Here is a 15,149-nt window from a genome sequence, read left to right on the forward strand (position 1 = left end):
AAAACGAGGAGGCACATCCATGCAAGAGATCGGTCATTTCATTGGCGGCAAGCACGTCGCTGGCACCAGCGGCCGCACGAGCAACGTCTACAATCCGGCAACCGGCGAAGTGCAGGCGACCGTCGCGCTCGCCAGCGTCGAGGAAATCCGCGCAGCCGTCGAAAACGCCAAGGCCGCGCAGCCGAAATGGGCCGCCACCAATCCGCAGCGCCGCGCTCGCGTTTTCTTCAAGTTCGTCGAACTCCTGAACCAGCATATGGACGAGCTGGCTCTGTTGCTCTCCAAGGAGCACGGCAAGACGGTCGAGGACTCCAAGGGCGACGTTCTCCGTGGCCTGGAAGTCTGCGAATTCGTCTGCGGCATCCCGCATCTGCAGAAGAGCGAGTTCACCGAAGGCGCCGGCCCGGCGATCGACATGTATTCCATCCGCCAGCCGGTCGGCATCGGCGCCGGCATTACGCCGTTCAACTTCCCGGCCATGATCCCGATGTGGATGTTTGCCCCGGCGATCGCCTGCGGCAACGCCTTCATCCTGAAGCCGTCCGAGCGTGATCCGTCCGTGCCGCTCCGCCTCGCCGAACTGATGATCGAAGCCGGTCTGCCCGCAGGCATCCTGAACGTCATCAATGGCGATAAGGCAGCCGTCGACGCCATCCTGGCCGATCCGGATATCGCTGCCGTTTCCTTCGTCGGTTCCACGCCGATCGCCCGCTATGTCTATGGCACGGCGGCGATGAACGGCAAGCGCGCGCAGTGCTTCGGCGGCGCCAAGAACCACATGATAATCATGCCGGATGCCGACATGGATCAGGCCGTCAACGCCCTGATGGGCGCAGGCTATGGTTCGGCCGGTGAGCGCTGCATGGCAATCTCCGTTGCCGTTCCGGTGGGCGAAGACACCGCCAATCGCCTGGTCGAAAAGCTCGTGCCGAAGATCGAATCCCTGCGCATCGGCCCCTACACCGATGACAAGGCCGATATGGGCCCGCTCGTCATCAAGGATGCGTATAACCGCGTCAACGGCCTGATCGACCGCGGTGTCGAGGAAGGCGCCAAGCTCGTGGTCGATGGCCGCGGCTTCAAGCTGCAGGGTTATGAGGACGGCTATTTCGTCGGCGGCACGCTGTTCGACCACGTCAAGCCGGACATGGACATCTACAAGACCGAAATCTTCGGACCGGTCCTCTCGGTTGTCCGCGCCCAGAACTACGAAGAAGCGCTCGATCTGCCGATGAAGCACGAATACGGCAATGGTGTCGCGATCTACACCCGCGACGGCGATGCCGCCCGCGATTTCGCCTCGCGCATCAACATCGGCATGATCGGCGTCAACGTTCCGATCCCGGTTCCGCTCGCCTACCACTCCTTCGGCGGCTGGAAGGCGTCCAGCTTCGGCGACCTCAATCAGCACGGCACGGACTCGATCAAGTTCTGGACCCGCACCAAGACGATCACCGCCCGCTGGCCGTCCGGCATCAAGGGCGGGGCTGAATTCGTCATGCCGACGATGAAGTAACGTTCTTCGATATCGTCTGATACGAGCCGCCGTCCAATGCCGATTTGAGGCTGAATTGGGCGGCGGTTTTTTGTTGCGGTTATTTTCTGCTGAGTCATCTTGCTGGACGGTGTATTTTGTTTTAGAACAAAACAAGAACAACCGGAGGACGGTGTGATGCCCGTGACCTATCAGATCGACTATCTCGAATTTCCGTCGACCGACGGGTTGAAGACCCGCCGTTTTTTCGAGGAAGCTTTCGAGTGGAGCTTCGTCAGCTACGGACCGACCTATCACGCCATCGAAGCGGCGGGCATCGACGCCGGCATCCAGGGTGACGCGGCAGCGGCAACCGACGCACCGCTTCCCGTCGTGCGCACGACGGATTTGGAAGCGGCACAGCGCGCCGTCGAACTCGCCGGCGGGGTCGTCACACGGCCCGCCTTCGACTTCCCCGGCGGCCGGCGCTTTCATTTCCGCGAGCCCGGCGGCTGTGAGATGGCGGTCTGGGTTTCGGTGAGTTAAAGGCGGGTCGGGGGGTGTGGCATTGAAGTCGCAGTCTCAGTCTGAGTTGTGACACGGCCGCATTGCCTATCCCGGTTCTTAATTTTCCCATTGCCTATAGCTGAATTTCCTGCTCTCAAATGCAACGATAGAGAGAATTTATAGCGGCGACACATCTGTTGACGCAAGGGATGGATGTGTCGCGGTAGCTGGTAATCGTTCTGGCTGCTTCCCGTAAGCAGCCAGAAAACGGCAATAGTGGGGGCAGGGAATTATGGCAGTTGTTGAACAGCATTATCCCATTGGAAATAAGCACTTTTTTCAACGTGCATCATTTACTGGAAGCAGCAAAGAGTATTTCGGCATCTGGATCGTCAACATCCTGCTGACGATCGTTACGCTGGGCATTTATTCCGCCTGGGCGAAGGTACGCCGCAACCGGTATTTCTATGGGAATACGGTCCTGCTGGGCCACACCTTTGAATATCATGCCAAGGGCAAACAGATACTGATCGGACGGCTGATCGTGTTCGGCTTTCTCATCGCCTTAAATATCCTTTCGCATGTGGCACCGTTGGCCGCCTTGGCAATTTGGCCGGTGATGCTGGTGGTATTCCCATGGTTTCTCATGCGCGGCCTGAAGTTCAATGCGCGCGTGACGAGCTATCGCAATGTGCGCTTCGATTTCGTCGGAACCTATGGAGGTGCATTTAAGGCGATCTTCTTAGGTGCCTTGGTAACGGTGATCTCGTTCGGGTTGGCGTCTCCAGTCGCAAGTCGTTGGTTTTATAAGTACATCTTCGACAATTTGCGTTATGGAGACCGATCATTCTCGACCGAGCCTCGATTGAGTGCGATTTACAAGGTTTTCGGTGCCATGATCGCGATCGCCATTGCAGGCGGTGCAGTCATGGGGTTCGTTTTGGGCGTTTTAGGCGCCTTTCGCAATGTCCCAATGGGTTCAGATGCTGGTCTTGGTCCGGCATATGTCGGGCTTGCCATTGGCCTGCTCGGATACGTATTCGCCGGCCTTTATTATCGGGCCTCGATCCGCAACATCGTCTGGTCGGCAGCAATGATCGATCATCGCCATCAGCTCCGTAGCAACCTTGGTCGCGGGGAGTATATTTGGGTTGTCGTCGTCAATACGGTGCTGACGTTCGTAACGCTGGGCCTGATGCGTCCATGGGCTGCGGTACAGATGCAGCGGCTTTTAGCAGAACACACCGCAATAAGCATTGACGGCGAGATCGGCGTGGTTTTCGACCAGATCCGCTCGACTGGCGGCGTCATTAGTGCGGAATATCTTGATGTCGATGGCTTCGACTTTGGTTTCTGATCCGGCATCAATTGCCACGGGCACCTGGCATCCGCCCCATTCCAGCCGGGCGGTTGCCGCCCGGCTGGTTGACATCGGTGGTTCGCTCACCGTCCTCTCGGATGAGGACGACGAAAAGGACAAGCGCCTCGCCTGGGGCATCCGTTCCGATATCGAAATCAGTCCACGCGTGGGCTCCATTCCGCGGCGCATTGTTTTCGGCAACGAGTCGGTGTTCGAAACGCGCGATAATGATGCCGTCGACGCTTATCTCCAAGGCCGCGGTGAGGGGCGCAGCGGTTTTGTACACCGGCTGGAGATTGTGCGCCCGCGCATGATCGCCTTCGCCGTTGCGACGATCGTGCTGGCGTCGACCATTTATCACTACGCTTTGCCGGCGCTGGTGGAGGTCGCCGTTCTGGTGACGCCGCCGGTCGTGCCGGAGATGATGTCCGCGGGGACGTTGAAGACGCTGGATCAGGTGACGCTCAGCCCGAGCAAGCTGCCCGAAGCCAGGCGTAAGGAAATAGCCGATCAATTCGAAAAGATCGCAACCCATGCGGAGGGCGGTGTCGGCCGGTATAAGCTGAACTTTCGCGGAGGTGGCGTCGTCGGCCCGAATGCCTTCGCGTTGCCGGACGGCAATCTGGTCCTGACCGACGAATTGGTGAACCTTGCCGGCGGCGATACGGAAATGATCACCGCCGTTCTCGGCCACGAGATCGGCCATGTCGAATACAAGCATAGCCTCCGCCAACTTTACCGCGCCGCCGGCGTCGCCGGTTTGGTCTTGCTGATTGCCGGCGACGTCGGTTCCGGCGTGCAGGATGTTTTGACCCAGGGGGGCGGCTTGTTGGCGCTTGCCTATTCCCGCTCTGCCGAAGCCCAAGCCGATCGCCGTTCGGTCGAGTTGATGCAGGAAGCGGGCATGGACCCGACAGCACTGTCGCGCTTCTTCGATACTCTGGAAACGAAACTCGGCGATCATTCCGATACCAGCATGCTGTCGACCCATCCGGGTACGCCGGAGCGCAAGCAGGCTATTCTCGATTACGCCAGGGAGCTTAGGGCGGGAGCAGGAAAGGGCTGAGTCCCCCCATCAGAATAACGTGAATGTGATTTTCATATTTTGGAATTGTTCAAAACTACGAAAGGCACTATATACCAGTCGAACCGTCCTATGCGGCCTTGATTCCAGGAGATCGGCATGCGCTTGACCAAGCAGACCAACTACGCAGTGCGCATGCTCATGTATTGCGCCGCCAACGATGGCCACTTGAGCCGCATCCCGGAAATCGCAAAAGCCTATGGTGTTTCCGAGCTGTTTTTGTTCAAGATTTTGCAGCCGCTCACCAAGGCTGGTCTCGTCGAGACCGTGCGTGGCCGCAATGGCGGCGTGCGTCTCGGCAAGCCGGCGGCCAGCATCAGCCTGTTCGATGTCGTCAAGGTGACCGAAGATAGTTTCGCGATGGCGGAATGCTTCGAGGAAGGTGTCGTCGAATGCCCGTTGGTCGATAGCTGCGGCCTGAACTCGGCGCTGCGCAAGGCGCTCAACGCCTTCTTCGACGTGCTGACCGAATATTCCATCGACGATCTCGTCAAGGCCCGTCCGCAGATCAATTTCCTGCTCGGTCTGACCGAGAACGATCACAGAGCAATCGCCAAGAAGCCAGCGATCACGGCACCGGCCGCCTGATCCTCCCTAAATTTACGCAGTTTCCCAATCCGCGGGCGCCTTGAGGTGTCCGCGGATTTTTCGTTTGTGCCGTCAGGTAAATTCTGTCGCCAATCGTTAATGTTTGCGAAGAGGCAAGGGTAAAATTATCCGAAATGCGTCGAAAAGAGGCGCGATTTCGTCAGATTGTTACCAATCCAAGACCATTTTTATAGGAAAATTTCCAAACTCTATAATTTGGAAAAATTTTGGGCGGGGCGTGTTGCTTTCACACATTAAATAGCGTTCCATCGGCGCGATCCGGAAGGGAACCTCAGGGGATCCACGGCTTCAAAAGAATAACAAACCTGGGAAACGACATCATGAAAAAGATCTCTGTCCTGTTGGCAGTGACCGCCCTGGCTTCGGTCATGGCGACGTCCGCCTGGTCCAAAACGCTCGTCTATTGCTCGGAAGGTTCGCCGGAAGGTTTCGATCCGGGAATTTACACCGCCGGCACCACCTTCGATGCCTCTTCGCGTACGGTTTATAGCCGCCTCGTCGAGTTCAAGCACGGCAGCACCGAAGTTGAGCCTGGCCTCGCCGAAAGCTGGACTGTTTCCCCGGATGGTAAGGAATACACCTTCAAGCTCCGCAAGGGCGTGAAGTTCCAGACCACCGATTACTTCACCCCGACGCGCGATCTCAATGCTGACGACGTCGTCTTCTCGTTCAACCGCCAGCTCAAGGAAGACAGCCCGTGGGCCAAGTACGTCGCCGGCGGTTCCTATGAATATGCTGCGGGCATGGGCTTCCCGACCCTCATCAAGTCGGTCGACAAGGTCGATGACCTCACCGTCAAGTTCGTGCTGAATCGTCCGGAAGCGCCGTTCATCGCCGACCTGGCCATGGACTTCGCTTCGATCCTGTCGAAGGAATATGCAGACAAGCTGCAGGCCGACAAGAAGATGGAGCAGATGAACCAGCAGCCGCTCGGCACTGGTCCGTTTACCTTCGTCGCCTATCAGCCGGATGCCGTCATCCGCTACAAGGCGAATGAAACCTACTTCAAGGGCAAGGAAAAGATCGACGATCTCGTCTTCGCGATCACCCCTGACGCATCCGTTCGCGCGCAGAAGCTGAAGTCCGGCGAATGCCAGATCATGCCGTATCCGAACGCCGCCGACATCAAGGATCTCCAGACCGACAAGAGCTTGAAGGTTCTCGAACAGGCGGGCCTGAACGTCTCCTATCTCGCCTACAACACGCTGGTTGCTCCCTTCGACAAGGCCGAAGTGCGCAAGGCGCTGAACATGGCTGTCGATAAGCGGGCGATCGTCGATGCCGTCTTCCAGGGTTCCGGCTCGGTCGCTACCAACCCGATCCCGCCGACCATGTGGTCCTACAACAAGGACATCAAGGACGATCCGTACAACCCGGAAGAAGCCAAGAAGATGCTTGAAAAGGCTGGGGTCAAGAACCTCAGCATGAAGATCTGGGCTATGCCGGTTTCGCGTCCGTACATGCTGAATGCACGTCGTGCTGCCGAGCTGATGCAGGCTGACCTCGCCAAGATCGGCGTCAAGGCCGAGATCGTGACCTATGACTGGGCTCAGTACCTGAAGCTCTCCTCCGCCAAGGACCGCGATGGCGCGGCTATCCTCGGCTGGACCGGCGACAACGGCGATCCGGATAACTTCCTGGATACGCTGCTCGGCTGCGACGCAGTCGGCGGTAACAACCGCGCCCAGTGGTGCAACAAGGAATTCGACGGTCTCGTGAAGAAGGCTAAGCAGACTGCCGATGTCAAGGAGCGCACTAAGCTCTACGAACAGGCGCAGGTCGTCTTCAAGCGCGAAGCTCCGTGGATGACCATCGACCATTCCGAGGAGTTCGTTCCCATGAGCACCAAGGTTTCTGGCTACGTGCAGGATCCGGTCGGCGTTCACCGCTTCGACGGCGTCGATATCGCCGAATAACGGACACGCTCTGAAATACCCGGTCGAGAGCCGGGTGAAACCGGCGGTCAGGCAATTTGCTTGACCGCCGGAAAACTTTGGACATCTGCCATGTTGCGATTTCTTTTCGGCCGCCTTGCGGTGCTGATCCCGACATTCCTCGGCGTATCGATCGTCGCTTTCTCCTTCATCCGCCTGCTTCCCGGCGATCCCGTCATGCTGTTGTCGGGCGAGCGCGTCATGTCGCCTGAGCGCCATGCCCAGATCTCTCATGATCTCGGCTACGACCAGCCGCTGGTCATGCAATACGGCCACTACATCTGGAGTGCGCTGCACGGCGATCTCGGGACTTCGATCACCACCAAGCGCGACGTGCTGACCGACTTCCTGACCTTCTTCCCGGCAACGCTGGAACTGTCGATCTGCGCTATGATCCTGGCGATCTGTCTTGGCATTCCGGCAGGCGTTTTCGCCGCCGTCAAGCGCGGCACATGGTTCGACCAGAGCGTGATGGGCGTGGCCCTTGTCGGTTATTCCATGCCGATCTTCTGGTGGGGCCTGCTGCTGATCATCGTCTTCAACGGCTATCTGCATTGGACGCCGGTTTCCGGCCGCATCGGGCTCATCTATTTCTTCAAGCCGGTCACCGGCTTCATGCTGATCGACAGCCTCCTGTCCGGTCAAAAGGGCGCCTTCGCCTCGGCGCTGAATTCGCTGATCCTGCCGACCATCGTGCTCGGCACCATTCCGCTCGCCGTCATCGCCCGGCAGACGCGCTCGGCCATGCTGGAAGTTCTGGGTGAGGATTATGTCCGCACCGCCCGCTCCAAAGGCCTCGCGCCGCTGCGCGTCGTCTCCGTGCATGCGCTCCGCAATGCCATGATCCCAGTCGTCACCACCATCGGCCTGCAGGTCGGCGTGCTGCTCGGCGGCGCCATCCTGACGGAAAGCATCTTTTCCTGGCCGGGCATCGGCAAGTGGATGATCGACGCCGTCTTCAAGCGCGATTATCCTGTGGTGCAGGGCGGTCTGCTGCTGATCGCGGGCATCGTCATGCTCGTCAATCTCGCCGTCGACCTGCTCTACGGCTTCATCAATCCACGCATTCGTCACTAGGAGCGGCCCATGAGCACGGTAAGTCTCAAATCCGACCGCCCCTCCGCTCTCGCGGAGTTCTGGTACTATTTCTCGCGTAACAAGGGCGCGGTCATCGGGCTGGTGATCTTCGTCTTCGTTCTGTTCCTGGCGATCTTCGCCGGTGTGGTCGCCCCACATGATCCGAACTACGCCTATGGCGGCACCATGCAGCGCCTGCCGCCGGCTTGGGCCCAAGGCGGCAATAGCGACTTTCTCCTCGGCACCGATGCCAATGGCCGCGATCTTCTCTCGCGCCTGATCTATGGCACGCGGTTTTCGCTGTTCATCGGCCTGGTGGTTGCTTCGCTTTCGGCGCTCGCCGGTGTCCTGATCGGCCTCGTCGCCGGCTATGTTCGTGGCCGCACCGATACGATCATCATGCGCATCATGGACATCATCCTTGCCATTCCCTCGCTGCTGCTCGCCCTGGTGCTGGTGGCGATCCTGGGACCTGGCCTGACCAACGCCATGATCGCGATCTCCATCGTCAACCAGCCGCACTTCGTTCGCCTGACGCGCGCCTCGGTGATGGCCGAGCGCGACAAGGAATATGTCATCGCCTCGCGGGTTTCCGGCGCCACTTCGCTTCGCCTGATGTTCAAAACCATCCTGCCGAACTGTCTGGGGCCGTTGATCGTGCAGGCGACGCTGGCCTTCTCGGCCGCGATTCTCGATGCCGCCGCCCTCGGCTTTCTCGGCCAGGGCGCGCAGCCGCCGACGCCGGAATGGGGAACGATGCTCGCGGATTCGCGTGAATTCTTCCAGAGCAATCCCTGGCTCGTCACTTTTCCCGGTCTTTGCATCCTGATCACGGTTCTCGCCATCAATCTGATGGGCGATGGCCTGCGCGATGCTTTCGACCCGAAGCTGAAGAGGTCGTGATGCCGCTTCTCGATATTGAAAACCTCACCGTTGAATTCCAGACCGCATCCGGCCTGTTCCGTGCGGTGGATGGCGTCTCTCTCACCTGCGATAAGGGAGAAATACTCTCGATCGTCGGCGAATCCGGTTCCGGCAAGTCTGTGTCCATGCTGGCCATGATGGGGCTTCTGCCCTGGACGGCGAAGATCACCGCCGACCGCATGACGTTCGATGGGAAGGACCTGCGTGGCATCTCCTCGCGCCAGCGCCGCAAGATCATCGGCAAGGACATGGCGATGATCTTCCAGGAGCCGATGTCGAGCCTCAATCCGTGCTTCACGGTCGGCTTTCAGCTCGGCGAGACCCTGCGCATCCACATGGGTCTCGACCGCAAGGCGCGCCGTGAGCGCTCGATCGAGCTCTTGAATCTTGTCGGTATCCCGGCGCCTGCGGATCGCTTGTCGAACTTCCCGCACCAGATGTCCGGCGGCATGAGCCAGCGCGTCATGATTGCCATGGCGCTTGCCTGCAATCCGAAGCTTCTGATCGCCGACGAGCCGACCACCGCGCTCGACGTGACCATCCAGGCACAGATCCTCGATCTGCTTGCGCGGCTGCAGAAAGAGCAGGGCATGGCGCTGGTGCTGATCACCCACGACATGGGCGTGGTAGCAGAAACCGCCGAGCGCGTGCAGGTGCAATATGCTGGCCAGAAGGTCGAGGAGCAGCCGGTGAAGGCCCTGTTCCGCGATCCGCATCATCCCTATACGGCAGCACTTCTTTCAGCTCTGCCAGAACGCGCCGTGGTCGGCGAGCGCCTGCCGTCGATCGCCGGCGTCGTGCCCGGCCAGCACGATCGCCCCACGGGCTGTCTTTTCGCGCCGCGCTGCTCGTTTGCGACGCCGGAATGCGACCGTGGCGTCAAGCGTCAGGGCGCGGAACTCGGCGTGGCACTCTGCAATTATCCATTGGAACACGGCAAGCCGCACGGCCATCCCGGCCTTGCCGCCACGCAAGCAGCAGGAGGCCGTTAATGACGGGCGCTGTTCTCGAAGGGCGCGATCTCGCCCGTTTCTACACCGTCAAGCGCGGCGCCTTCAAGCCGGAGGCGACCGTCAAGGCGTTGAACGGCGTCAGCTTCAGCCTCCAATCCGGCCGCACGCTTGCTGTCGTCGGCGAATCCGGTTGCGGCAAGTCGACGCTCGCCCGCCTGGTGACGATGATCGAGGACCCGACGGCGGGCGAACTGCTGATCGATGGTAAGCCGGCGAAGCTCGGCGACCGCAGCCTGCGCAGCGCCGTGCAGATCGTCTTCCAGAATCCTTATGGCTCGCTCAATCCGCGCCAGAAGGTCGGCTCCATTCTCGAGGAGCCGCTGAAGATCAATACCGACGATGATGCCGCCACCCGCCGCCGCAAGGCTGAGGAGATGATGGCGCGTGTCGGCCTGCGCCCGGAACATTACGACCGTTATCCGCACATGTTCTCCGGCGGCCAGCGCCAGCGCATCGCCATTGCCCGTGCGCTGATGCTGCGGCCGAAGGTGCTGGTGCTCGACGAGCCGGTCTCCGCGCTCGACCTGTCGATCCAGGCGCAGGTGCTGAACCTTCTGATGGACCTGCAGAAGGAAATGGGGCTAGCCTATCTCTTCATCTCCCACGGTCTTTCGGTCGTTCGCCATATCGCCGACGACGTGATGGTGATGTATCTCGGCCGGCCGGTCGAGACCGGTACGGCGGAAGAGGTGTTCACCCGCCCGCGCCATCCCTATACCGCCGCGCTATTGTCGGCGACGCCGATCGCCGATCCCGAGCGCGAGAAGAACCGCATCCGCCTGCAGGGTGAATTGCCGTCTCCGCTCAATCCGCCGACCGGCTGTCACTTCAATCCGCGTTGCTGGCGTGCGCAGGATAAATGCCGCCAGGTGACGCCGGAATTGTTCGGCGAGGGAACGCATAAATTCTCCTGTTTCTATCCGCTCGATTGATGGCTGGAAGCACCATGAGCGATATGTCAAAAGCCCCGATCGCCGTCATCATCATGGGCGTCAGCGGCAGCGGCAAGTCGTCCATCGGCGAAAAGATGGCGGCGCTGCGGGGTCAGTATTTTGTCGAGGGTGATGCGCTGCATCCCGCGGCCAATGTCGAGAAGATGAGCAAGGGCATTCCGCTGACGGATGAGGATCGTTGGCCCTGGCTCGACCTGATCGGCCAGCAGATCGCCGCCAGTCTTGCGAAAGGCCAAGCGATCGCCGTGTCATGTTCCGCTTTGAAGCGTAGCTATCGTGAGCGTCTGCGCGCCGCCGCCGGCGGGCACCTCTATTTCGTCTATCTCGATGGCTCGAAGGAACTGCTGACCAAGCGCATGGGCGAGCGCAAGGGCCATTTCATGCCGGCCTCACTGCTGGAAAGCCAACTGCAAACGCTGGAAGTGCCGACCGGCGAACCCGGCGTCGTGACGGTCGGCATCGATGACACGGTCGACGGCATCGTCGAGGCCGCGCTCAAGGGTCTCGACGCAATCCGCTAAATTCAATGTATCAGGGTGCGAACCGGTTCGGTGCGTAGGCCGAGATGTCGATGAACGGCTTTTCTCCGGTAATCAGCTCGGCGAGCACGCGCCCGGTCACAGGCCCCAGCGTCAGCCCATGATGGGCGTGGCCGAAGGCGAACCACAGGCCGTCGTGACGCGGCGCCTTGCCGATGATCGGCATCATATCCGGGGTGCAGGGGCGGGCGCCCATCCAGGGCTCCGGATCGAGCCTCTCGCCGAGCGGGAAGACGGTGCGGGCGACGGCTTCGGCACGGTCGAGCTGGATCGGTGTTTTCGGCGCATCGCGCAGGGCGAATTCCGCCCCGGTCGTCAGCCTGATACCGCGGTTCATCGGCGCCAGAAAATAGCCGCGCTCGGCATCAAGCGTCCAATTGTTGAGGATGGCGTTGCCCTCGGCGCCGTAATGCATGTGATAACCGCGCTTGACGCCCAGCGGAAACGCATAGCCGAAACGCTTCGTCACGAGATCGGCCCAGGGGCCGAGAGCGACGACCGCATCCTCGGCTTCGATCGAACCCTCCGACGTCACCATCTTCCAGTGGGAGCCGGACCGGCCGAGCGAGGCGGCGTCTCCGATCGCAAAACGCCCGCCAATGCTCTCGAAATAAGCGCGGTAAGCAGCGGTCAGCCCATGCGGATCGAGTACGGACCAGGGATCGCGCCAGCGCAGGCCGCCGGAGAAGCTGCCCCTGATATGCGGCTCCAATGTCGCGATATCGGCGCCGGTCAGCGCATCGTAAGTAACGCCAAATTCGCGATTGAGACGTTCGGCTTCGGCGAATTCCGCATCGCGTTTCTCGTTCGTGCGGAAAATCTCCATCCAGCCGTTCTTGCGGATCAGTTCCTCGGCGTGAGACGCTTCTATGAGGTCGTTGTGCTCGCTGATCGAATGCTCGATCAGCGGCGCATAGGCGCGTGAGATCATCTCATGCCGCTTGGTATTGGAATTCCACCAATAGCGGGCGAGAAAGGCAATCTGCCCCGGCAGCGCGCGCAGGTGATAATGCGCGTCGATGCGGTTGTTGAAGGCATAGCGCAGGAGCAGACCGAACTGCTGCGGAAAGCCGTAGGGCACGACGCCTTCGCGCTGGATCAGTCCGGCATTGCCGAAGGAGGTCTCTCCACCTGGGGCTTTGCGGTCGACGAGGATGACCTGGCGCCCGCGCCGCTGGAGATGGATGGCCGTCGAGATGCCGACGATGCCTGCACCGAGCACGATTGCGTCTTTTGTCATGTTCCCTGCTATCCGCGTGCTTCTTGTATTTGCGCATGATCTTATTCAAGAACCACGCTTCAAGCATCGAAAATGCCTGCCAAAATGCTGCGGCGCAAATGAAAAATGCAATCAAGCCACGACCTGTTTCAAAGCCGCATTTTCAGCGCGAATGCGTATGGTGAGAATGGCGGCATTGAGCAGGGAGAAGATCAAGGCGAAGAGCGGAAGGCCGAACGCCAGCGGCAGCACGGCGATCTCACCGATGACCACCGCATAGTTCGGATGGCTGAGGAAACGATAGGGTCCGCGTGTTACCAAGGCTGCGCTCGGCAACACGATGATCCGCGTCGTCCAGCGCCCTTTCAGGGTCGCCAGCACCCAGACGCGTAAGCTCTGCAGCACCATGAAGACGAGAAACCAAATCAGGCTGACCGGTCGGTCTGCGGCCAGAAGCCACAGACCGACGAGCCAGGCCGCGTGCATCGCGACCATATAGGGATAGTGTTCCGGGGCAATCTCCCGGGCGCCTTGCGCAAGGAGGGCGGCGGTGTTGCGCCGGGCATGCAGCAGCTCGGCCAGCCGCTGCAGGGTGACGAAGGTCAAAAGTGCGATCGATGGCCAGACCATCAGGCTGCCCTCTTCAGCGTGACGCAACTTGCCGCAAAGCCGGGACCCATGGCGACGAGAGCCGAACGCGGTGGCAGGCCGGCATTGATCGCTCGCTCCAGCACGAAGAGTACGGTCGGCGACGACATGTTGCCGTAATCGCTGATCACCTCGCGTTCTATATCCAGCGAGCCGGGTTCGAGACCGAAGGCGGTCTCGAGCGCCACCAGCACCTTGGCGCCGCCGGGATGGCAGATGAAGCGATCGACATCGGATATCGTTAGGCCGGCGCGTTCGAGAATGCCGGCGACGGCGGGCTTGATATTCGCTTCGGCAAAGGGCGGCAGCGCTTGGTCCAGGATGATGCCGAAACCGGTATCGTCGATCTTCCAACCCATGATGCCGAGCGTATCGGGAAAGAGATGCTCGCCCGTCGATTCGATCTCCGCGAGACCATCCTTGCCGGCGCGCAGGACACAGGCGGCCGCGCCATCGCCGAACAATGCTGTCGCAACAATGTTCGGCCGCGTCAGCTCGTCCAGCCGGAAGGCAAGCGAGCAGAGTTCGAGGGCAACAAAGAGCACGACAGCGCCGGGCCGGCTCTTTGCCATGCGCGAGGCGATGCCAAGGCCGGAAACGCCGGCCGCACAGCCAAGGCCGAAGACCGGCACGCGCTCGATATCGGAGCGGAAGCCCAGCTCGCGCGAGAGCCGAGCCTCCAGGCTCGGCGTGGTCATGCCGGTTGACGACACCGTTACGATGCAATCAACCTCTTCCGCCCTCAGGCCGGCGCGATCCAGCGCGCTAGTCGCGGTCTTCGTGAAGAGCTGGCTTGCGACCTCGGCATAGGCTTCCATGCGGTCCTGCCAACCATGCGATTGCTCGAACCAGGAGAGCGGTCGGGCAACATAGCGTTTGCGGATGCCGGCGCTTTCGAAAACGCGGGCGAGATGCTTGAAATCGCGGAAGCGATCGGAAAACAGGCGGCCGGCGGTCTCGGCGGCCTCCGATTGGTAGATGATGTTGTCGGGCGTAGCGACAGCCAGACTGACAAGCTTGACGGTATCGGTCACTTGTTTCTCCTTGCGACCCTCGGCGGGTACGCAGGTAGAAACACGCCAGCACCAGAAATTATTCGGCGTGGCAGCGGTCACGAAAGAGTGACGGCAGGTTGCGGGTGAGAGCGCGAGAAAAATCTTTGTCGCCCGCGAATAAAATGAACGGATGGCGTGTTCTCCCATCGCAACGTTCATTTGCCAAGGAGCAATCCCATGACGACTACCGCTTTCCGCCTGGCCTCTGTCGCTCTCGGCGCCTGCCTCACCCTCGGTGCCTTCACCGTTCCGGTTTTCGCGGCTGGCGACAACAGCAGCACGACGCCGACCTGCAAGAAGGGCGAAATCTACGACACGAAGACAAAGAAGTGCGTGAAACAGCAGGGCGCCAATATCACCGACGAAAACCGCGCCGACTATGCTTATTCGCTCGCTAAGGAGGACCACCGCTATGAAGAAGCGCTGGCAGTTCTAGACACCATGCAGAACCCGAACACGGCGGAAGCACTGAACTATCGCGGCTACGCCACCCGCAAGCTCGGCCGCACGGATGAAGGCATTTCCTATTACCTGAAGTCGGTCGCAATGGACCCGAAATATTCGCTTGTTCGCGAATATCTCGGCGAAGCCTACGTCATCAAGGGCCAGATCGACCTCGCCAAGGATCAGTTGAGCACGATCAAGACGCTCTGCGGCAACACGTCCTGTGAGGAATACCAGGACCTGAACCAGGCCATCCAGCATCCGTCGAGCCTCTGATTTCAGGCGTCGGATCTATAAGCAGTCAGCATT

15 protein-coding genes are annotated in these 15,149 nt (G+C 60.2%); 12 read left to right on the plus strand and 3 right to left on the minus strand.

The genetic code is table 11. From position 1 onward, the window contains the following. Window positions 1–19 precede the first annotated feature (19 nt). The 11 genes from C9E91_RS04015 (at window position 20) to C9E91_RS04065 (ending at window position 11,456) form a co-directional block, all read left to right on the plus strand. Window positions 20–1,516: a CoA-acylating methylmalonate-semialdehyde dehydrogenase gene (locus C9E91_RS04015; protein ID WP_107107085.1), complete on the plus strand. Its 1,497-nt coding sequence runs from the start codon at window positions 20–22 to the stop codon at window positions 1,514–1,516. A 156-nt stretch (window positions 1,517–1,672) separates the two neighbouring features. Beyond that, complete coding sequence (locus C9E91_RS04020) at window positions 1,673–2,020, plus strand: VOC family protein (protein ID WP_107107086.1); 348 nt, start codon at window positions 1,673–1,675, stop codon at window positions 2,018–2,020. Between the two features lie 253 nt (window positions 2,021–2,273). Next, window positions 2,274–3,338 carry a YjgN family protein gene (locus C9E91_RS04025; RefSeq protein WP_107107087.1) on the plus strand — a complete coding sequence of 355 codons (1,065 nt, stop codon included), beginning with the start codon at window positions 2,274–2,276 and terminating at the stop codon, window positions 3,336–3,338. Beyond that, the gene (locus tag C9E91_RS04030; protein ID WP_107107088.1) at window positions 3,310–4,407 is read left to right on the plus strand and encodes a M48 family metallopeptidase; all 1,098 of its coding nucleotides are present in this window, start codon (window positions 3,310–3,312) and stop codon (window positions 4,405–4,407) included. Before C9E91_RS04025 ends, C9E91_RS04030 begins: the two co-directional genes overlap by 29 nt. A gap of 117 nt (window positions 4,408–4,524) precedes the next feature. Then, entirely contained in the window at window positions 4,525–5,013 is a 489-nt protein-coding gene (gene rirA, locus C9E91_RS04035; protein ID WP_107107089.1) for an iron-responsive transcriptional regulator RirA, read from the plus strand. 341 nt (window positions 5,014–5,354) lie between these two features. Then, window positions 5,355–6,950 carry an ABC transporter substrate-binding protein gene (locus C9E91_RS04040; RefSeq protein WP_107107090.1) on the plus strand — a complete coding sequence of 532 codons (1,596 nt, stop codon included), beginning with the start codon at window positions 5,355–5,357 and terminating at the stop codon, window positions 6,948–6,950. Window positions 6,951–7,040: 90 nt separating this feature from the next. Further along, window positions 7,041–8,045, plus strand: a complete 1,005-nt coding sequence (locus tag C9E91_RS04045) for an ABC transporter permease subunit (RefSeq protein WP_107107091.1) — start codon at window positions 7,041–7,043, stop codon at window positions 8,043–8,045. Window positions 8,046–8,054: 9 nt separating this feature from the next. Beyond that, on the plus strand, window positions 8,055–8,948 hold the full coding sequence (locus tag C9E91_RS04050) for an ABC transporter permease subunit (protein WP_107107092.1): 894 nt from the start codon (window positions 8,055–8,057) through the stop codon (window positions 8,946–8,948). Further along, entirely contained in the window at window positions 8,948–9,961 is a 1,014-nt protein-coding gene (locus C9E91_RS04055; RefSeq protein ID WP_107107093.1) for an ABC transporter ATP-binding protein, read from the plus strand. Before C9E91_RS04050 ends, C9E91_RS04055 begins: the two co-directional genes overlap by 1 nt. After that, window positions 9,961–10,914, plus strand: a complete 954-nt coding sequence (locus C9E91_RS04060) for a peptide ABC transporter ATP-binding protein (protein ID WP_107107094.1) — start codon at window positions 9,961–9,963, stop codon at window positions 10,912–10,914. Before C9E91_RS04055 ends, C9E91_RS04060 begins: the two co-directional genes overlap by 1 nt. Window positions 10,915–10,928: 14 nt before the next feature. Next, complete coding sequence (locus tag C9E91_RS04065; RefSeq protein WP_107107095.1) at window positions 10,929–11,456, plus strand: gluconokinase; 528 nt, start codon at window positions 10,929–10,931, stop codon at window positions 11,454–11,456. A gap of 10 nt (window positions 11,457–11,466) precedes the next feature. On the opposite strand, the gene C9E91_RS04070 is transcribed toward C9E91_RS04065, so the two are convergent. The 3 genes from C9E91_RS04070 to C9E91_RS04080 form a co-directional block, all read right to left on the minus strand. Beyond that, window positions 11,467–12,714 carry an NAD(P)/FAD-dependent oxidoreductase gene (locus C9E91_RS04070; protein WP_107107096.1) on the minus strand — a complete coding sequence of 416 codons (1,248 nt, stop codon included), beginning with the start codon at window positions 12,712–12,714 and terminating at the stop codon, window positions 11,467–11,469. A gap of 111 nt (window positions 12,715–12,825) precedes the next feature. Then, window positions 12,826–13,323 carry an isoprenylcysteine carboxyl methyltransferase family protein gene (locus C9E91_RS04075; protein ID WP_107107097.1) on the minus strand — a complete coding sequence of 166 codons (498 nt, stop codon included), beginning with the start codon at window positions 13,321–13,323 and terminating at the stop codon, window positions 12,826–12,828. Continuing rightward, a complete protein-coding gene (locus C9E91_RS04080; protein ID WP_331371071.1) occupies window positions 13,323–14,555 on the minus strand; it encodes a type III polyketide synthase in 1,233 nt (410 codons plus the stop codon). The genes C9E91_RS04075 and C9E91_RS04080 overlap by 1 nt, the downstream gene beginning before the upstream one ends. Window positions 14,556–14,573: 18 nt before the next feature. Between C9E91_RS04080 and C9E91_RS04085 the strand changes: the two genes are divergently transcribed. After that, entirely contained in the window at window positions 14,574–15,116 is a 543-nt protein-coding gene (locus tag C9E91_RS04085; RefSeq protein ID WP_107107099.1) for a tetratricopeptide repeat protein, read from the plus strand. Window positions 15,117–15,149 lie beyond the last annotated feature (33 nt).

The organism is Rhizobium sp. SEMIA4064, assembly GCF_003025035.1.
In the GTDB taxonomy this organism is placed as follows: Bacteria; Pseudomonadota; Alphaproteobacteria; order Rhizobiales; family Rhizobiaceae; genus Rhizobium; species Rhizobium paranaense.

Coding starts and splice junctions, on each gene's coding strand:
- C9E91_RS04015 (WP_107107085.1), top strand. CDS start 20: ATGCAAGAGATCGGTCATTTCATTGGCGGCAAGCACGTCGCTGGCACC.
- C9E91_RS04020 (WP_107107086.1), top strand. CDS start 1,673: ATGCCCGTGACCTATCAGATCGACTATCTCGAATTTCCGTCGACCGAC.
- C9E91_RS04025 (WP_107107087.1), top strand. CDS start 2,274: ATGGCAGTTGTTGAACAGCATTATCCCATTGGAAATAAGCACTTTTTT.
- C9E91_RS04030 (WP_107107088.1), top strand. CDS start 3,310: ATGTCGATGGCTTCGACTTTGGTTTCTGATCCGGCATCAATTGCCACG.
- rirA (WP_107107089.1), top strand. CDS start 4,525: ATGCGCTTGACCAAGCAGACCAACTACGCAGTGCGCATGCTCATGTAT.
- C9E91_RS04040 (WP_107107090.1), top strand. CDS start 5,355: ATGAAAAAGATCTCTGTCCTGTTGGCAGTGACCGCCCTGGCTTCGGTC.
- C9E91_RS04045 (WP_107107091.1), top strand. CDS start 7,041: ATGTTGCGATTTCTTTTCGGCCGCCTTGCGGTGCTGATCCCGACATTC.
- C9E91_RS04050 (WP_107107092.1), top strand. CDS start 8,055: ATGAGCACGGTAAGTCTCAAATCCGACCGCCCCTCCGCTCTCGCGGAG.
- C9E91_RS04055 (WP_107107093.1), top strand. CDS start 8,948: ATGCCGCTTCTCGATATTGAAAACCTCACCGTTGAATTCCAGACCGCA.
- C9E91_RS04060 (WP_107107094.1), top strand. CDS start 9,961: ATGACGGGCGCTGTTCTCGAAGGGCGCGATCTCGCCCGTTTCTACACC.
- C9E91_RS04065 (WP_107107095.1), top strand. CDS start 10,929: ATGAGCGATATGTCAAAAGCCCCGATCGCCGTCATCATCATGGGCGTC.
- C9E91_RS04070 (WP_107107096.1), bottom strand. CDS start 12,714: ATGACAAAAGACGCAATCGTGCTCGGTGCAGGCATCGTCGGCATCTCG.
- C9E91_RS04075 (WP_107107097.1), bottom strand. CDS start 13,323: ATGGTCTGGCCATCGATCGCACTTTTGACCTTCGTCACCCTGCAGCGG.
- C9E91_RS04080 (WP_331371071.1), bottom strand. CDS start 14,555: ATGAACGTTGCGATGGGAGAACACGCCATCCGTTCATTTTATTCGCGG.
- C9E91_RS04085 (WP_107107099.1), top strand. CDS start 14,574: ATGACGACTACCGCTTTCCGCCTGGCCTCTGTCGCTCTCGGCGCCTGC.